This window comes from Staphylococcus sp. 11262D007BW (assembly GCF_053547815.1).
Window position 1 is genome coordinate 1,685,263 of the sequence record NZ_JBPWPJ010000001.1, and the last position, 26,825, is coordinate 1,712,087.

The 26,825-nt window shown below is 36.2% G+C and carries 26 protein-coding genes; 11 read left to right on the plus strand and 15 right to left on the minus strand.

All coding sequences use genetic code 11. From position 1 onward, the window contains the following. Window positions 1–134: 134 nt before the first annotated feature. Complete coding sequence (locus ACEE93_RS08440; protein ID WP_449155908.1) at window positions 135–305, plus strand: hypothetical protein; 171 nt, start codon at window positions 135–137, stop codon at window positions 303–305. An 89-nt stretch (window positions 306–394) separates the two neighbouring features. On the opposite strand, the gene cobA is transcribed toward ACEE93_RS08440, so the two are convergent. From cobA to ACEE93_RS08490, 10 genes are all read right to left on the minus strand, one after another. Next, window positions 395–1,336, minus strand: a complete 942-nt coding sequence (cobA, locus tag ACEE93_RS08445) for a uroporphyrinogen-III C-methyltransferase (protein WP_449155907.1) — start codon at window positions 1,334–1,336, stop codon at window positions 395–397. Further along, window positions 1,327–1,638, minus strand: coding sequence for a nitrite reductase small subunit NirD (nirD, locus tag ACEE93_RS08450; RefSeq protein ID WP_449155906.1), 312 nt, complete (start codon window positions 1,636–1,638; stop codon window positions 1,327–1,329). The genes cobA and nirD overlap by 10 nt, the downstream gene beginning before the upstream one ends. 4 nt (window positions 1,639–1,642) lie before the next feature. Then, complete coding sequence (nirB, locus tag ACEE93_RS08455; protein ID WP_449156497.1) at window positions 1,643–4,048, minus strand: nitrite reductase large subunit NirB; 2,406 nt, start codon at window positions 4,046–4,048, stop codon at window positions 1,643–1,645. Continuing rightward, complete coding sequence (locus ACEE93_RS08460) at window positions 4,041–4,511, minus strand: precorrin-2 dehydrogenase/sirohydrochlorin ferrochelatase family protein (protein WP_449156498.1); 471 nt, start codon at window positions 4,509–4,511, stop codon at window positions 4,041–4,043. The genes nirB and ACEE93_RS08460 overlap by 8 nt, the downstream gene beginning before the upstream one ends. Further along, the gene (locus ACEE93_RS08465; protein ID WP_449155903.1) at window positions 4,504–5,220 is read right to left on the minus strand and encodes a sirohydrochlorin chelatase; all 717 of its coding nucleotides are present in this window, start codon (window positions 5,218–5,220) and stop codon (window positions 4,504–4,506) included. The genes ACEE93_RS08460 and ACEE93_RS08465 overlap by 8 nt, the downstream gene beginning before the upstream one ends. Before the next feature lie 128 nt (window positions 5,221–5,348). After that, a complete protein-coding gene (locus ACEE93_RS08470; protein ID WP_449155902.1) occupies window positions 5,349–5,891 on the minus strand; it encodes a GNAT family N-acetyltransferase in 543 nt (180 codons plus the stop codon). A 112-nt stretch (window positions 5,892–6,003) separates the two neighbouring features. Further along, window positions 6,004–6,819 carry a formate/nitrite transporter family protein gene (locus ACEE93_RS08475; protein ID WP_449155901.1) on the minus strand — a complete coding sequence of 272 codons (816 nt, stop codon included), beginning with the start codon at window positions 6,817–6,819 and terminating at the stop codon, window positions 6,004–6,006. A gap of 156 nt (window positions 6,820–6,975) precedes the next feature. Next, the gene (locus ACEE93_RS08480; RefSeq protein ID WP_449155900.1) at window positions 6,976–7,161 is read right to left on the minus strand and encodes a hypothetical protein; all 186 of its coding nucleotides are present in this window, start codon (window positions 7,159–7,161) and stop codon (window positions 6,976–6,978) included. Between the two features lie 132 nt (window positions 7,162–7,293). Next, window positions 7,294–8,808: an SLC13 family permease gene (locus ACEE93_RS08485; protein ID WP_449155899.1), complete on the minus strand. Its 1,515-nt coding sequence runs from the start codon at window positions 8,806–8,808 to the stop codon at window positions 7,294–7,296. Window positions 8,809–8,924: 116 nt separating this feature from the next. Continuing rightward, complete coding sequence (locus tag ACEE93_RS08490) at window positions 8,925–9,929, minus strand: PTS transporter subunit IIC (protein ID WP_449156499.1); 1,005 nt, start codon at window positions 9,927–9,929, stop codon at window positions 8,925–8,927. Window positions 9,930–10,419: 490 nt separating this feature from the next. Between ACEE93_RS08490 and ACEE93_RS08495 the strand changes: the two genes are divergently transcribed. Further along, on the plus strand, window positions 10,420–11,907 hold the full coding sequence (locus tag ACEE93_RS08495) for an aldehyde dehydrogenase family protein (RefSeq protein WP_449155897.1): 1,488 nt from the start codon (window positions 10,420–10,422) through the stop codon (window positions 11,905–11,907). Window positions 11,908–12,013: 106 nt separating this feature from the next. On the opposite strand, the gene ACEE93_RS08500 is transcribed toward ACEE93_RS08495, so the two are convergent. Beyond that, the gene (locus ACEE93_RS08500) at window positions 12,014–12,193 is read right to left on the minus strand and encodes a hypothetical protein (protein WP_449155896.1); all 180 of its coding nucleotides are present in this window, start codon (window positions 12,191–12,193) and stop codon (window positions 12,014–12,016) included. A gap of 434 nt (window positions 12,194–12,627) precedes the next feature. Between ACEE93_RS08500 and ACEE93_RS08505 the strand changes: the two genes are divergently transcribed. From ACEE93_RS08505 to sdaAA, 3 genes are read left to right on the plus strand one after another with little or no spacing between them, the layout of a single operon-like run. After that, window positions 12,628–13,671: a PTS sugar transporter subunit IIC gene (locus tag ACEE93_RS08505; protein WP_449155895.1), complete on the plus strand. Its 1,044-nt coding sequence runs from the start codon at window positions 12,628–12,630 to the stop codon at window positions 13,669–13,671. Window positions 13,672–13,685: 14 nt separating this feature from the next. After that, the gene (gene sdaAB, locus ACEE93_RS08510; RefSeq protein WP_449155894.1) at window positions 13,686–14,363 is read left to right on the plus strand and encodes an L-serine ammonia-lyase, iron-sulfur-dependent subunit beta; all 678 of its coding nucleotides are present in this window, start codon (window positions 13,686–13,688) and stop codon (window positions 14,361–14,363) included. Between the two features lie 18 nt (window positions 14,364–14,381). After that, complete coding sequence (gene sdaAA / locus ACEE93_RS08515) at window positions 14,382–15,281, plus strand: L-serine ammonia-lyase, iron-sulfur-dependent, subunit alpha (RefSeq protein WP_449155893.1); 900 nt, start codon at window positions 14,382–14,384, stop codon at window positions 15,279–15,281. A 102-nt stretch (window positions 15,282–15,383) separates the two neighbouring features. On the opposite strand, the gene ACEE93_RS08520 is transcribed toward sdaAA, so the two are convergent. The 3 genes from ACEE93_RS08520 to ACEE93_RS08530 form a co-directional block, all read right to left on the minus strand. Next, the gene (locus tag ACEE93_RS08520; RefSeq protein ID WP_449155892.1) at window positions 15,384–15,641 is read right to left on the minus strand and encodes a hypothetical protein; all 258 of its coding nucleotides are present in this window, start codon (window positions 15,639–15,641) and stop codon (window positions 15,384–15,386) included. Between the two features lie 198 nt (window positions 15,642–15,839). Further along, window positions 15,840–16,991 carry a hypothetical protein gene (locus tag ACEE93_RS08525; RefSeq protein WP_449155891.1) on the minus strand — a complete coding sequence of 384 codons (1,152 nt, stop codon included), beginning with the start codon at window positions 16,989–16,991 and terminating at the stop codon, window positions 15,840–15,842. A gap of 163 nt (window positions 16,992–17,154) precedes the next feature. Then, window positions 17,155–17,814: an NAD(P)-binding oxidoreductase gene (locus ACEE93_RS08530; RefSeq protein ID WP_449156500.1), complete on the minus strand. Its 660-nt coding sequence runs from the start codon at window positions 17,812–17,814 to the stop codon at window positions 17,155–17,157. A 281-nt stretch (window positions 17,815–18,095) separates the two neighbouring features. Here ACEE93_RS08530 and pflB point away from each other — a divergent pair, with 281 nt between their 5' ends. The 3 genes from pflB to ACEE93_RS08545 all read left to right on the plus strand — a co-directional run bounded on the left by pflB (window position 18,096) and on the right by ACEE93_RS08545 (window position 22,406). Continuing rightward, window positions 18,096–20,345, plus strand: coding sequence for a formate C-acetyltransferase (gene pflB, locus ACEE93_RS08535; RefSeq protein ID WP_449155889.1), 2,250 nt, complete (start codon window positions 18,096–18,098; stop codon window positions 20,343–20,345). 26 nt (window positions 20,346–20,371) lie between these two features. Further along, entirely contained in the window at window positions 20,372–21,127 is a 756-nt protein-coding gene (gene pflA / locus ACEE93_RS08540; protein ID WP_449156579.1) for a pyruvate formate-lyase-activating protein, read from the plus strand. A gap of 217 nt (window positions 21,128–21,344) precedes the next feature. Continuing rightward, window positions 21,345–22,406 (plus strand): PTS transporter subunit IIC, encoded by a 1,062-nt coding sequence (locus ACEE93_RS08545; RefSeq protein ID WP_449155888.1) that lies wholly within the window; start codon window positions 21,345–21,347, stop codon window positions 22,404–22,406. Between the two features lie 834 nt (window positions 22,407–23,240). On the opposite strand, the gene ACEE93_RS08550 is transcribed toward ACEE93_RS08545, so the two are convergent. Continuing rightward, window positions 23,241–24,332, minus strand: a complete 1,092-nt coding sequence (locus tag ACEE93_RS08550; RefSeq protein WP_449155887.1) for a Glu/Leu/Phe/Val family dehydrogenase — start codon at window positions 24,330–24,332, stop codon at window positions 23,241–23,243. A 210-nt stretch (window positions 24,333–24,542) separates the two neighbouring features. Here ACEE93_RS08550 and ACEE93_RS08555 point away from each other — a divergent pair, with 210 nt between their 5' ends. From ACEE93_RS08555 to ACEE93_RS08565, 3 genes are read left to right on the plus strand one after another with little or no spacing between them, the layout of a single operon-like run. After that, on the plus strand, window positions 24,543–25,295 hold the full coding sequence (locus tag ACEE93_RS08555; RefSeq protein ID WP_449155886.1) for an amino acid ABC transporter ATP-binding protein: 753 nt from the start codon (window positions 24,543–24,545) through the stop codon (window positions 25,293–25,295). After that, window positions 25,292–26,146 (plus strand): transporter substrate-binding domain-containing protein, encoded by an 855-nt coding sequence (locus ACEE93_RS08560; protein ID WP_449156501.1) that lies wholly within the window; start codon window positions 25,292–25,294, stop codon window positions 26,144–26,146. The genes ACEE93_RS08555 and ACEE93_RS08560 overlap by 4 nt, the downstream gene beginning before the upstream one ends. After that, window positions 26,136–26,816 (plus strand): amino acid ABC transporter permease, encoded by a 681-nt coding sequence (locus ACEE93_RS08565; RefSeq protein WP_449155884.1) that lies wholly within the window; start codon window positions 26,136–26,138, stop codon window positions 26,814–26,816. The genes ACEE93_RS08560 and ACEE93_RS08565 overlap by 11 nt, the downstream gene beginning before the upstream one ends. Window positions 26,817–26,825: the final 9 nt, after the last annotated feature.

The window sequence follows — 26,825 nt, forward strand, 5'->3', positions numbered from 1 at the left end:
ATTTAGTACAATAAAAATTAAAAGATTGTGAAAATCACCTATATTTTTGGTAAACCCTTGAATTTCAATATATTTTTACAAACTCAGAGCAAATAGATATACTCATATCAACTCATAAACAAGGAGGAATATGGATGTTTTTAGTAGAATTAAAGTGTACTAACTGTAACAAGAAATTAGAAAAAGGAGATCAAATTTTCATTCATACCAATGTGTCTGACTTAAACGGAATAACTCATTTGAAAAATTGGGCTAAAACGCAAACGGTTTATTGTAAAGCGTGTTTTGATTCAAAAACAAGTTAATAGGTGGGGATTAAATATTAAAAATGAGGCGAGGAAATCATTAAAGCGTTCTCCTGCCTCATCTTAATTTAAAAGTAGACTTAATCATGTTACGAAATATCAATGATTTCACTAACAGTCGATTGATCTATGAGTGATTGTATCGTCTCACGTTGCGAAGGATGTATTGCGCTATCCTCTCGGTAGTCGAGAAATGCACGAATCCCTTCCTCATATAACTCATACGCTTTCATGAGACATGCTTCTTTGTCACCTTTTAATAATACCGTTGGAGGTGGTGTATTCGGCAGCGTCTCATCTGCACTAAGATTTCTTGCAACCTCTCCAACAATGGTTACACCAGGTCCCAACCGTTCTGGCAATTGTTGAATTTGATGAACGATTGAAGTGACCGTTCCTGTCACAATATACTGATTCAAACACGTTGCATTAAAAATCACTGCAACAGGTAAATCTTTTTTAATATGCTTTTCGATTTGGTCAACGAGTTGTGGCAATCGTTTTACACCCATATAAATCGCAAGGGTCCCATTATGTTCTAGCGTTGTAAGATCAATCTCATTTTCTTCATTATTTTTAAAATGACCCGTGGTGAATGTAATGGAAGTTGAAATATTTCTTTCAGTCAATCCACGACCTAGTTGACTCATAGCTGCACTCGCGGCTGTAATACCGGGTACAATTTCATAAGAGATATGATGTGTTTTTAATATTTCTACTTCCTCTGTGACACGACCAAATATTGCAGGATCTCCCCCTTTTAACCGTACCACTGTGCGATATGTTTGAGCATTATCTACGAGTAATTGATTAATGCGTGCTTGCTTAATGTATTTTGTATAAGGCGTTTTGCCTACATGAATCCATTCTGCACTTGGTTTTGATAACTGTAATATAAATGGATTAACCAACTGATCATATAAAATGACGTCTGCTTGTCTAATACACCATTCTGCTTTTCGTGTAAGGTAAAGTGGGTGCCCAGGTCCAGCACCCACTAAATAAACTTTTGAAGAATTATTTAAAGACATATAAAGATGTCTCCATCTACTATTTCAACTGGGTAAGTCTCCACACATCCTTCATCAGGCTCTTGTACCATTCCTGTATTTAAATCAATTTTTTGATCATGTAATGGACAATACACATAGTGACCACTTACTGTCCCTTCTGATAAAGGACCTTGTTGATGTGGACAAATGTTATTCACCGCACGCACTTCTCCATCTTCCATTAAAAACAACCCAATTGTTAAATCATTAATGACCACTTTTTTCCCAATGAGCGGTTCGAGTTCTGATATATGTGCCACTTTTACTTTTTCTTGTAACATAGTTTTACACCTTCTCAACTTCAAATATTTTTTGTTTCAAGTCATCATTTACAATTTGTTGCCATGGTTCTTCTGCGACTGCTGCTTTGGCTTCCATCACACGTTCAAATAATTCATTTTGTTTTTCAGGATCTAAAATAACATCTTTAACATTGTCAAAACCAAGACGTATCAACCAAGGTGCAGTACGTTCTGCATAGATACCTGTTTCACGATAGTATTGCATGAAAGCACCACATAATTTCACTACGTCATCTTCAGTTTCTACAGTAGTTAAGAATTCGCCTTTTTCTACTGTTGTACCACCATTACCGCCAACATAGATTTGGAAGCCATTTTCTACACCAATCACCCCAAAATCTTTAACGCCTGATTCGACACAACTTCTTGGACAACCTGACACACCCATTTTAAATTTATGCGGTGTATCAATATATTCAAAGATTTTTTCAAGACGAATACCTAATTTTGTCGTAAATTGTGTACCAAATCGACAAAATTCTTTACCGACACAACTTTTAACTGAACGTGTTTTCTTAGCGTACGCTGAAGCTGAACGCATACCTAAATCGTCCCATACTTTTGGTAGTTCTTCTTTTTTCAATCCATATAAACCGATACGCTGAGAACCAGTGACTTTCACTAATGGAACGTCATACTTTTTAGCTACTTGACCTAAGCGAATCAACTGATCAGCATCTGTGACGCCGCCACGCATTTGCGGTATCACAGAGAATGTGCCATCTTTTTGAATATTGGCATGATAGCGTTCATTAGCAAAACGTGATGCCTTTTCGTCTTCATGATCATGTGGATAAATCATGTTCAAGTAATAGTTAATGGCCGGACGACACTTAGGACAACCACCTTTATCTTTAAAGTCCAATACATAGCGTACTTCTTTAGATGTTTTAAGGCCTTTTTTACGAATTTGAGTTACGATTTCATCTCTCGTTAAGTCCGTACATGCACAAATACCTGTTGGTGCCCCTGCTACAAAATCATCGCCTAATGTATATTCTAATAATTCTGCAATTTGTGGTTTACATTTACCACAAGAATTTCCTGCTTTTGTGGCTTTAGTAACTTCATCCACTGAGGTAAGCCCTTGTTCTTGAATTGCATTGACAATCGTACCTTTACAAATACCATTACATCCACAAACCGTCTCATCATCGTCCATATCAGCAATACTAATAGCGTCTACTTCACCTGCTTTATGTAAAATAGAGACTAATGTGTAATCATCAATCGTATCGCCTTTTTTCATCATATTATAAAAACGGTTACCTTCTTCGGTATCTCCATATAATACCGCACCGACGATAGCACGATCTTTAATAAATACTTTTTTATAAATATTATCGACACTATTAAACGTCTCAATACCTCTAATGCCTTCTGTTTCAACAATTTGACCCGCACTAAACAAATCACAACCGGATACTTTTAACGACGTAAATGTTGTTGAACCTTGATAGCCATCTGTTGGTCTTCCAGTAATATGATCAGCAAGTACCTTTCCTTGATCATAAAGTGGCGCAACCAAGCCATATACTTTAGAACGATGTTCAGCACATTCACCAACCGCATAAATGTGAGGATCACTTGTTTTCATAAAATCATCCACTACAATACCGCGGCCAATCTCTAACCCAGCAGCTCTAGCTTCTTTAGTAACTGGACGAATACCTACAGCCATCACGACCATATCTGTTTCAAGGACGCGACCATCTGATAAGCGAATTCCTTCAACATGATCTTCCCCTAGTATTTCTTGAGTGTTAGCTTGAAGCTCAAAGCGAATGCCTTGTTGTTCTAAATCAGCTTTTAACAATTCCCCAGCTTTGCGGTCTAATTGAACTTCCATTAACCACTCGGCTAAATGAACAACAGTCACGTCCATACCTTGATCTACAAGGCCACGCGCACATTCTAATCCTAATAATCCACCACCAATGACAATGGCTTTTTTCTTAGTTTGGGCAAGTTCTATCATCTTTTCAGTATCATCTATCGTACGAAAACCGATAACTCCGTCTAATCGAGAACCATCAATAGGTAAAATAAACGAGTTAGAACCCGTTGCGATGATCATTTTGTCATATTCAACGACTTTACCTTGTTCCGTTTCAACATTTTGCTCATCTCTATTAATTTTTACAACTTTATCTCCTGTGATTAATCGAATATTATGTTCTTCATACCATTCATATGGATTCATAATCGTTTCTTCGATGGTCATTTTATTTTGAAGAATATTCGATAACATAATGCGGTTGTAATTGGGATACGGTTCTTTACCAATAATGGTTATCTCAAACTGATCTGGATCACGTTCTAATATTTCTTCAATTGTTCTGACGCCCGCCATGCCATTACCAATCATTAATAATTTTGTTTTAGCCATTAATATCTTCCTCCATCGTCTCTAAAAATGCTTTGACTCGCGTTGCATACTTCTGTGCTTTGTGAATAGACTTTCCATTAGAACTAATATTGAATGTGATACCGTCATGATGAACCGTTACCATATTATAAAAATCAGATTGATGGCGATCACCTGTATGATTGACCCATTGATGAGGTGCTGCATCAGCACAAATACGGTCGTTAACAGCACCATCATCTGTCGCAATAATAATTAAATCTGCACCTTGAATATCACTTGGCTCATAACTTTTTTCAATGCATCGAATGTGATCAGGCCAATGAAACGAACGAAAATCGCTATTAAATGTTTGACTCACCACATCAATCGTACAATGTTCTGCTTTTAATTTACTCAATTTACGCCATGCGATTTGACCGCCACCGATAATCACCACATGTTTATCTGTTAAGTTAAGTTGTATTGGATACACATCACTCATCCTTTTCAAGTATTCGGTCCATCACTATATCTTTTAATATCGGATGAAAATTGATTGCTGACGTAAATGTAACGTCTGCATTTAAATGTAATGCTTCAATTCGTTGCTTTGTTTTATTCACCAAAAATCCATCATAAAAAAAGAATGGAATAATGATTAATCGGTCATAATCTGTATCTAATGTCGGTAATACATCAGCAAATTGCAGATCACCATACACCATGGCCGGATAACACGGCAATTCATCAGAATGAAGTTGTTGCGTAATCTTTTTAAGCGCCTCGTCTGGTTCTTTAAATCGTTTATTGCCATGCGCCAACACGACAATAGCAGTTTTTGATATTATCAAATCTTGATAACGGGTGATTTGCGATTGTACCCACTTACTCATTAATGGATGCGTGCCTAGCGGTTGGGTAACCGTTAGTTGAAGGTGAGGTCTTTCATGTTGCCACTCTTCACAAATGGAAGTAATATCCTCAAAATAATGCGATGCCGTAAACAACATCAGAGGAACCACTTTTATTTGTGTATAACCTTGTTCAATATTATGACGTAAGCAATGTTCAAAAGACGCTTCCTCACTTTCTAAAAAAGCAATATCATAATGAATGTCTGTGTCCTTAAAAACCGATTCAGTAAATTGATGTAATGTTTGATTCAGTTTGCCTGTTCTCATGCCATGAATAACTAAAATAACTTTTTGCAATCAATTCCCTCCTTTCACTTATATTGTAAAATATTTCACGGTATTTTTGTGATTGAATTCACAAGAAATTAAAAAATAGGGAATCCCCTACCTTAATGAGACAGGGAATTCCCTATTTTAAACGATATTTATTGTGCCCAAGGTGGCGGTGCTAATAAATCTGCATTATATCGTTCAGGTATTAACACCTTCACCATCATCGCACTCACATCGCCAGTATCATCTTCTTTTTCAAAAAAGACATCATATCCATGATTTTCGTACATATCTTTTAACCAAGCCATTTTACGTCCTGATGTACCTAAAACCACAGCCGGTGCTTTTAGTGTATCTCGAAGTATCGTTTCTTCAACGTAACGCATGACCTTTTTACCATAGCCTTGACCTCCAAAATCTGGATCCGTCGCAAACCACCATACAAATGGATATTTAGAAACTGGATCTTTCGGTTCCCAAGGATATCGAATAGACAACGTTGAAATGATACGTCCGTCTTTCTCTAAAACAAACGCTGAATTATACTTGATGTTTTTCTCTATCATCTCAATATCCGCATTAACAGATGGCCATTCAATGCCCACTTCTCTTAATGGTGTAAATGCGCGATACATCAACTGTTGTAGGGCTTCAGCATCTTGTAAAGTTGCCAATCTAATTGTTTCATTAGCCATAATCACACCGCCTTTAAGTACTTTTTAGTGCTTTTAGATTACCAAAAATCGCATAAGGCTTAAACTATTTGAACCGCTCATATGTGAAATGACTTGGATTGATAGTGATATATTATTTTTTGTGTGAGCCGTTTAAGTAAGCAAATAATAATCCTACTAAAATACCGCCACCGATATAGTTACCAATAAACGCAAATACAAGGTTTTTAAGTACGCCTAACCAGTTTAATGCGTCAATGTTATAGAATAGCATACCAACAAAAAGACCTGCGTTATAAACAACGTGTTCATATGCCATAAATACGAATATAATAACCCCTACAGCAATAAAGAATGTTTTTGATAAACCATCTTTAAATTGTAGAGAAACGTAAATACCAATGTTAATGAAAAAGTTAGCGAAAATCGCTTTAACTAAAATGGCACCCCAAGTTGGTTCGATTGTTTTAGCATCTACAGTTGATGTTAAAGCAGCAATCATTTCAGGTGTCATGACATTAGTAAAATAAAGTAAAATAAATAGGACAAATGCGCCTAAAATATTCCCAATAAAGCAAACAATAAATAACCATATTGACTTAGCTATTGAAACAGTGCGGTAATACATTCCCACTGTCATAAACATAAAGTTACTTGTTAATAACTCAGAGTGTGTTAATACGATTAAAACTAATGCAATACTAAATGCAAGAGCTCCCATTAAATTAACAACGCCAGGTAATGCCCCGTCCATTTGTGTTTTAATAGCAAGCATAAACACTGTCACGATCGCTAATAAAAAGCCTGACATCATTGATTTAAGTATGTAGCGTGGCATCGCACGATCTAACATAACTTCTTTCATTGCTACAGAATTCACAATACCTTCAACTGTTTCACGAGATGAGAATGAATCGCTTACAGATTTTGATGGCTTATTAATCCCCATTATAAAACCTCCAATAAATTTAAAAATTAAAGAATAAAGTGAACATAGCTATTTTACATCATATAACAGTATATTTACATAGAAAAAAGCCGTTACAACGGAATTTGAACATTGTAACGACCTAAACATTTTTCACCAATTATAATATTGTTATCCTTATGACTCGCGATTTGTTTTTGCTTTTTTCATCCATTTTAAGCCACATGAAAATACAGCAAAGCCTACCGCAGTTTCAACGCTCCATTTAGTGCAACGTTTTAAAGAAAGTGATTTGCCCACTGTGGCAGCAATCGCACTACTTAAAATGTATAACACTAACACTTTCATATATCGTTTATTCATGACCATAACCTCCACTACATATCACTTATAAAAGATTATAATAATTCCATTTCTATTATACACTGTTTTTTTATAAATAATCTCAATAATTTTGACAATCAAATGACAACTTTATATCTTTAAAAAAATTGATTAAAGTAAGCCGACCCATTTCCAATACGTCATACTAAAGATAATGACTAAAATATAACCGATCACTGTGAGGGGTATACCAACCTTCAAAAAGTCTTTTACTTCAAAGGTTTCAGTACCATAAGCCAACATACCTTGAGGCGAACTGACAGGTAATAAAAATCCGAAACTAATAATAAATTGTTGAATTAACACAAATCCTACCGCGTTATCGCCTAATTGAAGTGTAGAAGTCAACGAAATAAATACCGGGATAAGTGCCGATGCTAAACTTGTCGCACTCGCAAAGCCTAAATGAATAAGAATGTTAAATAAAGAAATAATCGCAATCGTCGCCACTATCGGCATCCCTTGAAGGCCTATTAAGCCAAATGTTTTATCACTTAACCATTGAGCTGCATTCGTTTGTAACAATACAGTTCCTAATGAAATCCCGACACCAAACACAATAATTGTTCCCCATGGAATACGTGACTCCGCTTCTTTCCAACTCATAATACCTACTTTAGGCATCAACATGACCGCTAAAGCAATAATTGTGATTGAAGACGAATCAATAGGATGTAAGACCTTTTCAGTGGACCACATTACTAACAATATGATTGAAATAACAATCAATCGCCATTCTTGTGGTTTAATCGGTCCTAATTCTTGTAATTGTTGTTTCACTAATGCTTTCCCCCCATCAATGGATTGTCGCTCTGGAGGGATAACTTTTAACATCACAAAATAAAGGACAATCGACATAATGATAGACCATGGCGCTGCATATAAAAACCATTCACCCCATGACACATCAGTCCCTAACTGCCCATTGATAAAATTAATCGCGACGATGTTTTGTGCAGCTGCCGTTTTGATACCAATATTCCAAATAGATACCGCTTGAACAGCTGTAATAATGAGTAAAGCTGCCATTTTACTATTTTTAGAGACACCAAAAGCAGCTACCATGCCTAGTAAAATAGGTACTACTGCGCCAGCACGAGCAGTCGCTGAAGGTACGAAGAATGCTAAAATAATTGCGACTAAAATGGCACCAATTACAATATTTTTCGTCTTATTCCCCACCAACACTAACACCCATAAAGCGATCCGCTTATGTAAGTTAGTCAGTTGCATGGCTGTCGCTAAAAATAGAGCTGCAGCAACAAGCGCAAGAGCACTACTTGAAAATCCGCTGAAAGCAAGTTTCAACGCGTTACTTGTACCGAATAAGTCTGCACCTGTTAGTACGCTACCTGATCCTTCTGGGTTTCCTAACGATTCCGTCAAATTTTGTACTGGGCTAAACCCGAGTATTAGGATAATTAGCCCCAAAATCATCGTAGCAGAGACAGGATAACTTACAGCTTCAGTCACCCATAAAATCACTGCAAACGCTAAAATGGCTAACGCCCCTTTACCCATGACAGGTAAATCGCTAGAAGTCGGAAGACATAGTATACCAATCAATACAATGAAACTAATGATAAGCCAAACTGGTTTAAACGATTTGTTTGTCGTTTTACTCATTTGTGACAACCCCTCTTGTTTTTTGTCATTTGCTTAATTTCATTCTATCAATAATAGCGCTCTTCAAAACCGACATGACACAATTGCCACAATGTTTTCACAATTAGTCATACTGTTTATCCCATATTGATCGTTTGATCTCCCGGTTTAATCCAATCTCGTTTGGCCATAACAATGTAAATTAAGCTTGTCACAATGACAGGTAAAAGAAAATGGAAAATAGCAATTAATAGGTAGGTTTGAAACGAATGACCCATTGTATAAACTGTCATAATTTGTCCAACCAACCCACTTGTGCCCATGCCTGCACCCGCTGCATTATTAGTCATCGGGAACAATACAGTCATCACAGGTGCAATGATCGCACTGGCTAGTGTAGGCGGTATGAGAATAATTGGTTTTAAGAGAATATTAGGCATTTGTAACATACTTGTACCTATACCAATGGAAATAAGTCCTCCTACGCCATTATCTTTATAACTTGTAACCGCAAACCCAACCATTTGGCAGACACAACCAATTGTCGCCGCTCCTGCCGCAAGACCTGATAAATCTAACATTAATGCTAAGGCTGCACTTGAAATGGGTGCAGTTAAACATAAACCAAAAATCACGGCGACGATGATACCCATAATTAAAGGTTGTTGCGTCGTTGCAGCATTAATAATTTCACCTAATGCTGTCATCAATTGATTTAACACTGGACCTATAAATTTCGCAACGAGACCACCAATTACCAACGTCAATAATGGGGTTAAAATAATATCTATCTTCGTCTTACTGGCATAGAGGCGACTCATTTCTACAATGACAATAGTAGCGACAAACGCACCTACAGGACCGCCTCCAAACGTATCATAGCCGAGCGTCCCCACAATGACTGCTGAAAAAACAACGAGCGGTTTGCTTTTTAATCCATAAGCAATGGCAGCCCCTATTGCCGCCCCTGTTAAACTTTGTGCCACTTCACCAATATCGACTAAAAATTGTAAATTTAATTGAGGAATTAATGTTTGATTACCGATTGTGTCTAATATTAATCCTATAATTAAAGAACCAAAAAGACCTAATGTCATATAACTTAGTCCTTCAATAAACCAACGATATAACAACTTTTTCATATATCCATCCCCTACATATGTATTCATTAATATACCGTTTATCTTACCATATATTATTGAAGCGCTATTTTACATAATGGTTAAATTTATGTTCAAAAAATAAACGCTAATGCATGGGGTAAGTGCATTAGCGTTCTCATCAACTTTGTCCTTTTATAATCTTTTAAGGAGGTTTTAGGATTTGATTGGTTATTGGTTTGTCTCACTCTATTGGTGAACAGTTCTAAATAGAAAGGGAATAGTTATTGAACTGTTCTGTCTATACTATACCTCAGATATTCAATCCTCACATCGGACGTTAGATTGGACTTTAACTAGTACTTGAGTACGATATATCATCAAAAATGTTACGCACTATCCTTTCAATAAGTCATATTAGTTTCCCTTTTTTTATATGCCCGTTAAAATGAAGTTAGATTATAAATGTCACTCAATGCTAAAGTGAAACGTATTCCAAGTGACGGACATCAATTCAAGGGAGGTTATCTTTATGACTGTTAATATTAGAGATTATATTGCTGATCAATATGAATTATTTATCGGTGGTGAATTTGTAAAACCACAATCAGGTGAATACCTTGATGTATACAACCCAGCCACTGGTGAACAACTATCAAAAGTTGCAAAAGCAAACGAGAGCGATGTTGACAGAGCAGTCCAAGCAGCACAGAAAGCATTTCCTGAATGGAGTCGTAAATCAAAACAAGAACGTTCAAACTTATTACGCGAAATTCACAACAAAATCGCTGAAAAGAATGACTTTTTAGCAACTGTTGAAACATTAAATACAGGTAAAGCATTTCGCGAATCATCTACAATGGATTTACCTTTAGCTGCAAGACATTATCAATACTTTGGTAGCGTAGCAGATTTAGATGAAGGTACATTAAATAATATTGATGATAATACAATGAGTTTAATTCAACATGAACCAATCGGTGTAGTTGGTGCTGTTGTAGCATGGAATTTCCCTATGTTATTAGCAGCATGGAAACTTGGACCAGCACTAGCAGCAGGTAACACTGTTGTCATCCAACCTTCTTCTTCAACACCACTAAGTTTATTAGAACTAGCTAAAATCTTCCAAGAGGTTTTACCAGCTGGTGTTGTCAATGTTGTAACTGGTAAAGGTTCAGAATCTGGTAATGCAATCTTTAACCATGAAGGTGTAGATAAATTATCATTTACTGGTTCAACAGATGTTGGTTATCAAGTAGCTGAAGCAGGCGCTAAACGTATTGTTCCAGCGACATTAGAATTAGGCGGTAAAAGTGCCAATATTATTTTAGACGATGCTAATTTAGATGTAGCGCTTGAAGGTATTCAACTAGGTATCTTGTTTAACCAAGGTGAAGTTTGTAGTGCAGGATCTAGATTACTTGTACACGAAGATATCTATGATAAAGTCGTTCCTAAATTAGTAGAAGCATTCAAAAATATCAAAGTTGGCGATCCTCTAGATATCAACACACAAATGGGCTCTCAAACAGGTCAACAACAAATTGATAAAATCGAAAGCTATATTGACTATGCTAAAGAATATGGTGCTAATATCTTAGTGGGTGGTAACCGCATCACTGACAATGGCTTAGACAAAGGTCATTTCTTTGAACCTACTATTATTGAAGTAGATAATAATGACAATAAGTTAGCACAAGAAGAAATTTTTGGTCCTGTATTAACTGTAATCAAAGTTAAAAACGACCAAGAAGCCATTGATATCGCTAATGACTCAGACTATGGTCTTGCAGGTGGCGTCTTCTCAACTAACATCAATCGCGCTTTAAATATCGCTAAAAATGTACGTACTGGTCGTATTTGGATTAACACATATAATCAAGTCGTTGAAGGCGCACCATTCGGAGGCTATAAAAAATCTGGTATTGGTCGCGAAACTTATAAAGCAGCGATCCAAAATTATCAACAAGTTAAAAACATTTATATTGATATTAGCAATGAGCCAAAAGGTTTATTCTAAGTAAGTGTTAGTTATAAAAAACGTCCCGCATATCACAATCATATGCGGGACGTTCTTTATTAATGAAAAATTTCAGTTTTAATGAAGATGTTTAAGTTAAATTATTTTAGGCTAAAATACGACAAGCATAGTTATACAAACTTTCGGCATCTTTAAGATTCATATCATCTAATGACCGATAACCTGCACGCAAATCAAAAATAATACCTTGACTAATACCTGTGTGTAGATAAATTTCATAACTGCCTTGTTCAGAATGGATTAGTGCGTTGATTGTTTCTCTCATCCTAACCACTTCCTCTAATTATTATTTTACTTTCCTTAACTTCATTATAACGAAAAGCGCAGTATAAAAGTAGCGTTTTGCGAACTATTTCACAAAAATTTCATACAAATATATTTTGAACTACAATTTTTAAACTTCCTGAAAATTGTTAACATTAGAACTTTTGATTGTCATAAAATTGTCAAATTATGTTAATATACCCTTTTGCTTTACTACGTTAATGTGAAGAAGCTTCAAAGCGTTGCGGTGTTGTAAGGTTTCGATAAAAAAAAATTCACAAACTAAATAAATATATTATTTAAATCTGATGTTAATTTTTGTTAAGCTATAACATGCTATATGAAGGGGTTGCATACGTTTTCAAAACCCTTTATTATTGTGGTGCGTTAAAGAAAAACAAAAAATAATTATACAGAAGAGAGAAGGAAAAGAATATGGATTTTATTTTAGGGATAGGCACGCTACTTGTCGTGCTATTAGCAATGACTTTATTTTTAAAGTTTGCACCGAATGGTAAAGTCAGCTTACAAGCATTATCTGGGGCAGCTTGTGCGTCTTTCTTACCAGAAGCATTCTTAAAATATGCGATTGGAGGTACAATACCTGGTCAAGTAGGTGAGTATTTCACACAACTTGGTGATTTCGCCGGTGGATTAAGCGGTATCGCAGTTGGTATTTTAACGTGTTTAAAGTTCGGAGTTAATCCAGTATTTGCCGTACTAACTGGTCTTGTACTAATCGACTTTAAATTATTACCAGCATTTATCGCTGCATACATTGTAGCATTTGGTTTAAAAGCACTGGAAAAACATGTTCCAGAGGGAATTGACTTAATTGTAGTTATCTTATTATCTCCAGCAATTACATACGGTATTGCCGCTATTGTTTCACCAAGTGTCACTGCCGTATTACAACAAATCGGTACAGCCGTAACTGCGGTTGGTAACGATAACCCTTATGCATTAGCACTTGTAATTGGTGCCATCGTACCAGTAGTTGGTATGACACCATTAAGTTCAATGGTATTTACAAGCTTATTAGGCTTAACAGGTATTCCAATGGCAATTGGTGCTTTAGGCTGTATGGGTAGTTCATTTGTTAACTACAATATGTTTAGAAAACTTAAAATCGGTAACAGAGGTAAAGCATTCGCTGTTGCGGTTGAACCATTAACTCAAATTGATACAATCGTTAAATACCCACTTCAATTGTATGGTGCAAATGCGATTGTAGGTATGGTCAATGGTCTAATCATCACTGCGATGGGTATTGTAGTCAACCAACCAGGTATGGCAACACCAATCGCTGGTCCAATTGTTGCATTAGGCTTTAACGACTCAATGAGAGTTATTATTACAGTTATTATTGTAGCAATTGTAAGTATCATCTTAGGTATGATCATTGGAACAATCATGAACAAGAAAAACTTCGGTGTTAAAATGCAACAATCAAATAAAGTAGAAAATCAAGTTAGCTAAGGAGACGATGAATTATGGCACGTACTAAGGATTTCCAAAGTGCATTTGATATAATTGGTCCTGTTATGATGGGACCTTCAAGTTCACACACTGCAGGTGCAGTTAAAATTGCTCAAGCAGCAAGAGCTGTATTGGGTGATACACCTGAATCAATTAAAGTTCATTACTATGAGTCGTTTGCGGAAACACATAAAGGGCACGGTACAGATTTAGCAATCATCGGAGGATTACTTGGATTTAGTACATTTGATGAACGTATTAAAAATTCAACTAAGATTGCTAAAGAACAAGGTATTCCATTTGAATTCATTGAAGAACAAGGTTCAAGCTTAGGCGAACACCCTAACTGCGCATTAATCATTATTGAAAAAGGTGATCGTCACGTTGAATTAAATGGTATTTCAATTGGTGGTGGTGCTTTTAAAGTTAAAAGTATTCACGTTAATGATATGTGTATCTTATTATCACATACACCAAACTTACTTGTAATTGATGGTAAATATGGTATTTCAAAAATCAACCACTTAATTAATGAACTTGTTGAAAAGAACGTAGACATTAACGAAGAAATTAAAACAATGAGCGGTGAACGATGCTTACTTGCTTTACATTTAAATAAAGGTATTAAAGACGAATTATTAGAAGATTTAAGACAAGAGCATAGTGACTTAAACTTCTCGTACATTCAGTAATTGAGGGGGCAGATCATAATGTTTGATACTATGAAAGAATTAATAGAATATGCAGAAAGTAACAATAAAAGCTTTTCAGAAATCATGATTGAACACGAAATGGAAACACGTAGCATGTCACGTGAAGAAGTTTTTGAAATGATGCAACACAATCTTGATACAATGCGCGATGCAGTTGAAAAAGGTACAACTGGCGAAGGCGTAAAAAGTGTAACTGGTTACACTGGTCAAGATGCAATTAAAGTTCATGAATATAACCAAAACAATCATGCATTATCAGGCTATGACATGATTTCAGCTGTAGAAGGTGCGATTGCTACAAATGAAGTGAACGCTGCGATGGGTATTATTTGTGCAACACCTACAGCTGGTTCGTCGGGTACAATTCCTGGTGTGTTATTCAAACTTGAAAAATCACATAATCTAGACAATGAACAAATGCTTAAATTCTTATTCTCTGCTTCAATGTGCGGTATGATTATCGCAAACAACGCATCAGTTGCTGGTGCGACAGGTGGTTGTCAAGCAGAAGTTGGTACAGCATCTGCTATCGCTTCAGCTGCTGCTGTTGAAACATTCGGTGGTACACCAACACAATCTGGTCATGCTATCGCAATCAGCTTAAGTAACTTATTAGGCCTTGTATGTGACCCAGTAGCTGGTCTTGTAGAAATCCCATGTGTAATGCGTAATGCAATCGGCTCAGGTAACGGATTAATCTCTGCAGACTTAGCGCTTGCAGGTGTTGAAAGCCGTATTCCAGTTGATGAAGTAATTATGGCAATGGATACAGTTGGTCGTAACTTACCTTCATCATTACGTGAAACAGGTATCGGCGGCCTAGCTGGTACACCAACAGGACAAGCAATCAAAGAAAAAATCTTTGGTGAATCAAGTAAAGATGAAGTCTTCTCATAATCCACTCATTTAGAGCAGTAATCTAAAGTGTAGTTAAACAAACCCTTATGTAAGATATGACGCTTACATAAGGGTTTTATTTATGCAAGGACCTCTCCCCTATTATTTAATCTTTTTAAGTGGTTGTTCATTGTATATTTCTTGAGACCCTTGTGACGATAGCCACTTATCCTCTTCAGATTGATGACTTTTTCGTTGCGCTCTTTGAAATACGATAAAATGATAAATAAAAAAGAGAATACAACTTAATGCCATTGATTGCATTAAGAGATACTGCCATGTACCTGCAATTAAGTATGTTTCAGCAATCGTGGTTGTAATCACCATTGCTAAAAATATGAATCCTAATCTTTTTAGCATCTATCTCATCCCCTTTGTAAGCTAAAATACATCCCCTTATAGCCTTATTTATAGTTATACCACTTTTTAAATTGAAAAGACACCCTTTTTCAGAAAATTCTCATCTGTAAATCAATTTGTTAAATACATTGATAACTATAAAAGAGGATAGAAGCCTAATGATAAGCTTCTACCCTCTTACTTTTTAAAACCATTGATCTATTTTCTATGTTGATTAAAATCAATAACGTTACTAAATTGATGACGTTCATTTTGATTCATCAGATCAATATATTCTTCCACAGTATATCCATGGTACATCCAACTACGCATATTCATAAAAATAGGTTTTACGACATTCTTGCCAGTTTGTTTTACACGTTGACGTAATACACCATCATCAACTAAGGAATTTAATATAGATTGAATCATATCAAAGGAAGCTGCATGTTTCATCATCGTTAATAGTTCAACAGACAATTCTATCGCATTCACATTTGATTGATTATGTTTAAGTGTATTTTCTTCCACCCATGCCATAAAATTCATTTCTGTTTCATCATCGATACCATATACATTGTCTTCATAAGTTAAAAATGCATCTATCGTTTCTGGCATATAGTATTTAGCTTCTTTTAAGAAATAAGGATATTCTGCTTCTTCAAATTGTAATCCTTTGCTTGCAATTAAACCATTAACGACTCTAAAGCTTGTCATTTCTGGATTCACATATTCAACGCGTTTTAACCAGTTTTGTATGTCGACTAAACTATACGCAACTCCTAAATAATGACGATATACATTTTGAAGTTGCGTATAAGAGAATAATCCATATAAATTAGAAGACGCTACTAATAATTGATAAGCTAATGTCATTTGACGTAGGTGCTCATCTTGTTGAATATATTGGCGAACTTTGTCACTCACTTCATCCGGTAAGTGTAGGCTGTAGTATCCGTGTCCTTCATCAATACTAAACATTAAGAAGGTATCGTCAAATTGAACAGGTGTAACAATCGCATCAAATCTCTCATTCATCTCAGCTGTCATAACCAAAGCAAGTTGTTGCGCTTTAGTCATCTTAGCAACTTCTTGTTTGAAGTACGTCTCATCTACTAATGACTCAATAAAGTGCTGTAATAACTCGTCTTTATTTAAATTTGAATAACCTTTAATATCGTGTGCTTTACACAATGCTTTTACATCGTCTACTTTATAGTCTGACATTAGCACAGTAATACTATTTTTCGACATTTCTAAAAAGCTATCCATATTATCTTTGAATAATGAACTCATTTCTTTTTCAAACTGTGCCCGTTCTTTGTCCGACAGCTCCCCTAACATTTGCTCTATATCATCATTAAATTTCATCGTGACTCTCACCCTATATTATTATTTTAATTAACTTCTATTTTAACGTTTTTAATATGTAAGGGAAATAGCTAGCAAAGTGTTCATGAAAATTTAACAAATAAAAACCCTCTGAATATGGATAATCTTTAAGTCCATATCAGAGGGTAAACTCAATATCTATTTACAGATTGTTTAACGCTTCAGCGATTGGTGTTTTGCCTGTTAATACTTGAAATTCTTTTCCTTGATGGTCGGCTTGTGTGGCTACTTCATATAGCACACTTGCAACATCTTCACGTGGAATTTCTCGTTTTTCAGGTTGGTCAAAAATAGCAGCCACATCTACTTTACCAGTACCAGGGTCATCTTTTAATGCACCTGGATGAACGATTGTCGCAGTCAGTTGACTGTTTCTTAAATAATCATCTGCGTAATGTTTAGCGATTGTATAAGGTTTTAAATCGCCACTCTCATCAAACGCTTCACGTCTAGAGTCATATGTTGAAACCATAATAAAGTGCTTAACGTTCGCTTTTTCACTAGCTTTAATGGCTTTTACAGCACCATCTAAATCAACAATAATAGTTTGATCAGCACCAGTGCTACCACCAGAACCTACTGAAAAAATAACTTGATCATATTGTTGAAATTGCTCTGCAAGCTCTTCAATAGATGCTTTTGCTACGTCTACAAGTTCAGCTTTAATACCATCAGCTTCTAATGCTTCTTTTTGAGAGGATTGACGGACACCTGCCACAAAATCCTCATTCTGTGCTTTCATCTTTTTAACAAGGTGTTGGCCTACACCGCCATTAGCACCTAAAATAATTGTTTTAGCCATAGTTTCAACCTCCTTGTATCTTTATCACCATCATAGTACATTCTCACCTAAACATTGAACCGCTTTGCTCATAAACGATTTAATATTAATCTTATCAACCATTTAAAACACAATAACCATTAATATACTTATAAATTTATTTTCATAATTGTGACAACTTTTCAATCAAAATAAAACTAAATTATGACACTTCTTAAAACGCTTACACTTTATAGTGATTTAATTCACAAATGATGTTACACTGTTTGTGAAAAGTTGAACACACTGATTGGAGGGTTATTATGATACACAATAGTAAACAAACACGAAATGCATGGGAAGGGTTCAAAACGGGACGTTGGGCACGCCAAATCGATGTTCGTAACTTTATTCAACTCAACTATACAGGCTACCAAGGTGATGATGCGTTTTTAGCTGGTCCTACCGAAGCAACCACTCAATTGTGGGATCAAGTCATGGCCTTAACAAAAGAAGAACGCGAACGGGGTGGGATGTGGGATATGGATACTAAAGTACCATCCACAATCACCTCTCATAATGCGGGTTATTTAGACGAATCTCTCGAACAAATTGTCGGTGTACAAACAGATAAGCCATTTAAACGATCAATGCAACCATTTGGTGGTATTCGAATGGCTAAAGCTGCTTGTGAAGCATATGGTTATGAACTTGATAAGGAAACTGAACATATCTTTACAGACTATCGCAAAACACACAACCAAGGCGTATTTGATGCCTATTCTAAAGAAATGTTAGCTTGTCGAAAAGCTGGTATTATCACTGGATTACCAGATGCTTATGGCCGTGGTCGTATTATTGGAGATTATCGCCGTGTCGCATTATATGGTATTGATTTCTTGATGGAAGAAAAACAAAAAGATTTCAATCAACTTTCTACTACAATGACGGAAGACATCATTCGCTTACGTGAAGAGGTTTCTGAACAATATCGCGCTTTAAGCGAGCTAAAACAACTTGGTGAATTATACGGTTTTGACTTAAGTCGACCTGCTGAAAACTTTAAAGAAGCCGTTCAATGGTTGTACCTTGCTTATCTTGCAGCCATTAAAGAACAAAATGGTGCTGCAATGAGTTTAGGACGTACTTCGACATTCTTAGACATCTATGCTGAAAGAGATTTACAAGATGGTCGCATCACAGAATCTGAAGTACAAGAAATTATTGACCACTTTATTATGAAATTACGTCTTGTTAAGTTCGCGCGTACACCAGAATATAACGCATTATTTTCTGGCGATCCTACATGGGTTACTGAATCTATTGGTGGGGTTAGTATCGATGGACGTCATATGGTCACTAAAAACTCATTCCGTTTCTTACATTCTTTAGACAACTTAGGACCTGCACCTGAACCAAACTTGACTGTATTATGGTCAACACGTCTACCTGAAAATTTTAAAACCTATTGTACAAAAATGAGTATTAAAACAAGCGCAATTCAATATGAAAACGATGATTTAATGCGTGAAAGTTATGGAGACGATTACGGTATCGCTTGTTGCGTTTCTGCTATGCGTATCGGTAAACAAATGCAATTCTTTGGTGCACGCGCTAATCTCGCTAAAACATTACTATATGCTATTAATGGTGGTAAAGATGAAAAATCTGGCGTACAAGTAGCACCAAACTTCGCCCCTATTACTTCAGAAGTGCTAGATTATGATGAAGTATATCAACAATTCGATGCGATGATGGAATGGCTTGCTGGCGTGTATATCAATGCACTCAATGTTATCCATTATATGCATGACAAATATAGCTATGAACGTATCGAAATGGCATTACATGATACTGATGTGCATCGTACAATGGCCACTGGTATCGCCGGATTATCAGTCGCAGCTGACTCATTATCAGCAATTAAATATGGTCAAGTTCGCACAATCCGTGACGACAATGGGCTTGTGGTAGACTTTGAAACAACAGGCGATTATCCAAAATATGGTAACAATGATGCACGCGTTGATGATATCGCCATTCAACTAGTCGAAAGCTTTATGCAAAAGTTACGTAAACATCAAACATATCGAAATTCAGAGCATACAATGAGTGTATTAACAATCACATCAAACGTGGTGTACGGTAAGAAAACCGGCAACACACCAGATGGACGAAAAGCTGGCGAACCATTTGCGCCTGGTGCTAACCCAATGCATGGCCGTGATGATCATGGTGCGCTTGCTTCCCTATCATCAGTGGCTAAAATACCTTACGATTGTTGTAAAGATGGTATTTCAAATACATTTAGTATCGTTCCTAAATCACTCGGTAAAGAATCATATACACAACAACACAATTTAGTAGGTATTTTAGATGGTTACGCTTTACAACGTGGACATCACTTAAATATTAACGTCTTTAACCGAGACACTTTAATTGATGCCATGGAACACCCTGAAGAATATCCGCAATTAACCGTGCGAGTTTCAGGTTATGCAGTCAACTTTATTAAATTAACACGTGAACAACAACTCGATGTTATTTCAAGAACATTCCATGAATCAATGTAAATAAAAGGTAGAAAGATGAGGGAGAAATAATGAAAGGCTACATTCATTCTGTTGAGAGTTTAGGTACTGTAGATGGTCCAGGTCTACGCTATATTATTTTTACACAGGGCTGCTTATTAAGATGTTTATATTGCCATAACCCTGACACATGGAATATAAAAAACGCATCTCGAGAAGCCACTGTAGAGGAATTAACAACAGAAATTCTTCCTTATCAGCCTTATTTTAGTGCATCAGGAGGTGGCGTTACTCTAAGCGGCGGTGAACCTTTACTACAGATGCCCTTTATTAAAGAACTTTTTAAATCATTAAAACAGCATGGTATTCATACCTGCATTGATACATCATTAGGGTGTGCAAATGACACAGAAGCTTTTAGAAGACACTTTGATCAACTCTTACCCTACACAGACCTAATGATGGTTGATATTAAGCACATTCAAAATGAAAAACACAAAGCGTTAACCGGCCGTTCGAATACGCATATTTTAAATTATATTCGCTATCTATCCGAACGAAAACAACCTATTTGGATTCGTCATGTACTTGTACCAGGTCTTACTGATGCCCCCGAAGACTTGCGCGCGTTAGGTGAATTTATAAATGAACTTGATAATGTCGAAAAGTTTGAATTATTACCATATCACCAACTTGGCGTTCACAAATGGGAATCACTTGGTATCCCCTACCAACTTAATAATGTCTGCCCGCCTAGTGATAGCGATGTTGAAAAAGCATATGAGTACGTTAATTTCAAAGGAAAAACGCCCATCTCACAATAATTAAAACGAAATCATACTCCTATTATTACAATCTAAAGATACTTATCTTCCCCCTTAGATAAGTATCTTTTATTTTATGCATTTATAAATACAAATTAATAGGATACTAAACCAGTAAAAAGTTAGAGTTTTCTAAAAATAATGTTGAATTTCTTTTAGCTCTAGGCCATAATAACTATTAACTTTTAAAAATCCATTGTTAGGAGTATCAACTACTATGACACAAACAAACAATCAAACCTTTACAATTAAACAGTTTACTTTCAATGTATTAAATGGATTAGCCATTGCGATTATCGTTGGCCTTATTCCTAATGCTGTTTTAGGCGGACTTTTTGAATATTTAAGCCGCTATGCTTCTATTTTTAGTACCCTTCACCAAGTCGTCTTAGGCATTCAATATGCGCTTCCGGTGATTGTGGGTGTATTAATTGCTTTACAATTTAAACTTAGCCCGATGAGCACGGCTATTGTGGGCGCTGCTGCTTTTGTAGGCTCAGGTGCAGCCAAAGTCACTGAAACAGGTTGGCAAATTGTAGGCATTGGTGATTTAATCAACACGATGATCACTGCTGCCATTGCTGTTTTACTCGTATTATGGCTTGATGGTAAATTTGGGAGTTTAAACATTATTCTATTGCCTATACTTGTGGGTGGAATCCCTGGCTTTATTGGTATGATGACACTTCCTTATGTGAGCCAACTAACACTAGCTATTGGAGAAATTGTTAATACATTTACAAGCTTACAACCTATACTCATGTGTATTTTAATTGCTGTTTTATTTTCTTTTATTATTATTTCACCAGTATCGACGATCGCAGTTGGTTTGGCGATTGGTATATCAGGATTAGCGGCTGGTGCTGCTGCTATAGGCGTTGCGACAACTGCCATTGTTTTATTCATTGGCACATTACGTGTTAATAAAGTTGGCGTGCCAATTGCTATATTACTAGGTGCGATGAAGATGATGATGCCAAACGCCATCCGCTATCCAATCATCTTATTACCGATTGGACTCACAGCTGCTATCACAGGTGCAGTAGGCGCACTCGTTGGTATTGAAGGTACAAAAGAAACAGCCGGATTCGGGTTAGTCGGATTAGTTGGCCCGATAAAAGCCATTGAACTCATGGATAGTAACCTTATTAACTTAGCACTCGTACTATTCGTTTACATCATCGTCCCTTTAATCAGCGGCACCATCATCCATTACCTCTTATCACATATCTTTAAAATATATAACTCAGACATCTTCAAATTCACCGCCAACACCTAAAAGTGCGGAAGAAAGCGGTTTGGCCCCGAGCAAAATCGAGCGCTGAACTCAAACCGATCTTTGGTTTTAGTGAAGTGTCTCATTTTGTTGAGAGTTTTGCAGCACGAAGCCGGATTATAAATTAAGGTTCACCTACTCACTCACGTTCGTATGTGTAAGGATGACGTAATTCACTATGTTCATAAGTCATCCTTTAGGAGTCTCATAATCGAAATCCTTTTAAATGTTTGTTTAATAAACATCGAGAATCAATCAATTGATATAGTGCTTTCTTAGTTTCAAGGCGCTTTCCACTGATTGCTACCTTAGCCGAGACTTCTTTGGCATAAAGCCGAAACCGAAAATCCATTTTGTCTTCTTATTTAACATTTTTATATAAGACAAAATTAGTTGAGGTGAGGCGCCTAGAAACGCGAGGCGTTAAGGTGCAATCAGTTTTTTAATTACTAATACTCATAAGTCATCCTTTAGGAGTCTCGCAATCGAATCCATTTAAAATGATTGTTTAATAAACATTAAGAAACAGTCAATTGGATATAGTGCTTTCTTGATTTCGAGACACTTTCCACTGATTGCCACCTTAGCCGAGACTTCTTTGGCATAGAGAGGAACACCTATTCACTCGCGTTCATATGCATACTGATCACTAACTCACATTTGTTCGAAATGCTCAGTAACGCGAGGCGTTAAGGTGCAACCAGTATTTTTAAACGCCTGATCCTCATAAGTCACCCTTTAGAAGTCTCGTAATCGAAACCCTTTTAAATGTTTTACCTAAAAAAATGAGGTCTAGTGCTAACACACTAAACCTCACTGTTTTCTTTAATCATTTAATTATGATTGAATTTGATTATTTGGTTTTGAAGAGAATTTGCTGTGCACACGCATCATCGCTTCAATACGATCTTCTGCTAAACGTTCTGCAGCTTGAAGTGGTAAAATATCTTCGTCTTTCGCAATTGTAAAGATTTTATCCATTTGATCGTAAACACCTTTTACTTTTTTCGTAGCACGTTCACGATTATATCCTTGTAATTCATCAGATACGTTGATAACACCACCGCTATTTACTACGAAATCTGGTGCATACATAATGTCGCGATCTTTTAACATTTGACCGTGTTTATCTTCTTCAAGTAGTTGGTTATTCGCACTACCACATACTACTTTAGCTTTTAACGTTGGAATTGTATTATCATTTAAGATACCGCCTAAAGCACATGGTGCAAAAATATCAGCATCGACACTATAAATCTCTTCTGTATCAACAGATTGTGCACCAAAGTCGTCTACTGCACGTTGCACCGCTTCTTCATTAATATCAGAAACGATTAATTTAGCGCCTTCTTTGTGTAAGTATTCGCACATGTGATATGCAACATTACCTACACCTTGGACCGCAATCGTTTTTCCTTCTAAACTATCACTACCAAATGCTTCTTTGGCAGTACGTTTCATCGCATAATATACACCTAGTGCTGTCATTGGACTTGGGTTACCACCAGAACCAAATGATTCACTAATACCACATACATGCGGTGTTTCTTGATAGATCATGTCCATATCTTCTACTGTTGTTCCGACATCTTCGGCTGTAATATAGCGACCATCTAAACTATTAATATAACGGCCTAATGCTCTGAAAAATGCCTCTGATTTATCTTTTTTTGGATCACCTATTACGACTGTTTTTGCGCCACCTAAATTTAAGCCAGCTGCCGCATTTTTGTAAGTCATACCTTTAGCTAAGCGCATCACATCGACAATCGCATCGTCTTCTGTCTCATAGTTCCAAAAACGACAACCACCTAATGCAGGTCCTAGTGTTGTGTCATGGATACAAATAATCGCTTTTAAACCACTTGTTTTGTCATGACAGAAGACAAGTTGTTCATAATCAGATTGCTCCATTTTTTCAAAGATCATATATAATTCCTCCTATATCTCTCTCAAATACCTATGAACTTTCCCTTTCCTTATCTATCATAACATGTTGCATCCATTCGTGGTCTTAAAACGATGTGCGATACTACTCAAATTGATTCATTTTTTATAATTAACTTCATTTAAATTAAATCCCGACTTTACCGATAAGGCTAATTGTGATAACTTTATGTCAAGAAAGGGGAATGTTTTGTGTTACATGTCAATCATTTACATCATGCTTACCACCATCATAAAGTGCTCGACGATATTTCATTTACGCAAGCACAAGGTTCAGTGACAGCTATAATTGGCCCGAGTGGTTCTGGTAAAACAACCTTACTTAGAACATTAAATGCACTCGTGCAACCTCAATCCGGGAGAATCGCAATTAACAATTATCAAGTCGATTTTGAACAGGCTAAACGCAAAGAGATTAAACAACTTCGTCAACAATCTGCTATGGTCTTTCAAAATTACAATTTATTTCAAAATAAAACAGCACTTCAAAATATTACAGAAGGCCTTATTTATGGCCAAAAGAAAAGTCAGTCAGAAGCCAAAGAGATTGCCTTTAGACTCTTAGAAGAAGTGAATTTAAAACAACATGCTAACCAATATCCAATTCAATTATCGGGAGGACAAAGTCAGCGAATTGGTATTATTAGAGCACTCGCGTTAGATCCACACTTATTATTACTAGATGAACCGACGTCAGCACTTGATCCAGAATCTATTACAAGTGTCCTTAACCTTATCAAATCTATTGCACAACAAGGTATGACAATGACCCTTGTCACACACGAAATTCAATTTGCGGCAGAGGTAGCAGATCAAATCATTTTTATCGATCATGGCAAGATTATTGAACAAGGTACACCCCATTATGTTTTAAATGAATCTCATAATTCACGTGTGAATCAATTTCTTGATCGGATTCAAAATAACAAACAGGTGACACTATGACACGATTATTCAAATACTTATCTATTATTTTCATAGGAATCCTATTAGCAAGCTGTAGCACAAATTCAGAAGACCCATCATCTAAACAAAAAACAGTGAAGGTCGCACTGTCCGCTGAAGTCAATCCGCCCTATCTTTATACGGATGACAACAATGATTTTGTCGGCTTAGATATGGACTATATGAAACTACTCGAACAAAAATTACCGCAGTACAATTTTGAATATGAAGTGGGACAAGAAGAATCAAACCTTATTGGTATCGGTGCCGGTAAGTTTGATATGGGCATCAATTGGTTCTTTAAAACGCCAGAACGTGAGGCACAATTTCTATATCAAGATGAACCCTATAGTTATTCCTTAACTATGCTTGCAGTGCATCAGAATAATCAAACGATACATACACTAGATGACCTTACTGATAAACAACTCACGCCTATGGCACCGAGTGGCGGATTATACTCGATCTTATCACAATATAATGACGCTCATTCGCATGAGATTCCACTTGATATCATTCAAAGTCCATCAAATGGAGATAGTCTCAAAATGGTCGCACAGCAACGTAGAGATGCTATGTTTGTTAACTGGAATACGTATACTGCCATTCAAGAAGCGTTACAACAAGACGTCAAAATTGGTGGCATTGTGTCAAAAGAGCCTATTCATATCGTTTACAACAAGAAAAATCAACAACTTCATGATGATATTGATCAAGCCACTAAGGAGTTAAAAGAAGATGGCACGTTACAACAATTATCTCAAAAATACTTTGATATCGACATTTATCAAGATTTAGAGACAATTAACCAAAAGAAAGCGGCATTGGAGGTCAATACAGATGGAAACTAATTGGTTAGATTTATTTCAACAAGTCCTACAACAACTACCGATTACATTAGTCATGATTATCGTTTCACTAGTATTGGCATTTGTACTCGGTCTCTTGCTAGCGATAATTCGTATTAAACACATTCCGATACTTAATGGGTTAGTGCGTATTTTCTTATCTTTTAGTAGAAGTACGCCACTCATTTTACAATTATTTTTAGTTTATTTTGCCTTGCCTCAACTATTAGATGTGATTGGTATTCATATTAATCAATGGAGTCGTTTATTTTTTATTATTTTAACGTTTACGTTGCATACAGGAGCTTACTTTTCTACTATTATGCAAGCTGGGTTTTACTCTGTACCATATAGCCAAATAGAAGCTGGTCTCACAGTCGGTATGGGTTATACACACATTCTGCGACGTATCGTGTTACCACAAGCTTTAAGAAATATGTTACCTAACCTGACGACTCAAATTATAGAACTCATCAAAGATACATCACTCGCATTTACCATTGGGATTATCGATATGATGGGCCAAGTGCAACTGATTATCGGTAATAATTATGGATTAGGTATGTTAGAAGTTTATATCGTTATTTCCATTATTTACTGGGCACTTGCCTTAATTGTTCAAGGGGTTATGACCTGGATTTCTAAACTTACAAATAAACCATATCAAGCTTAAGGAGGTGCC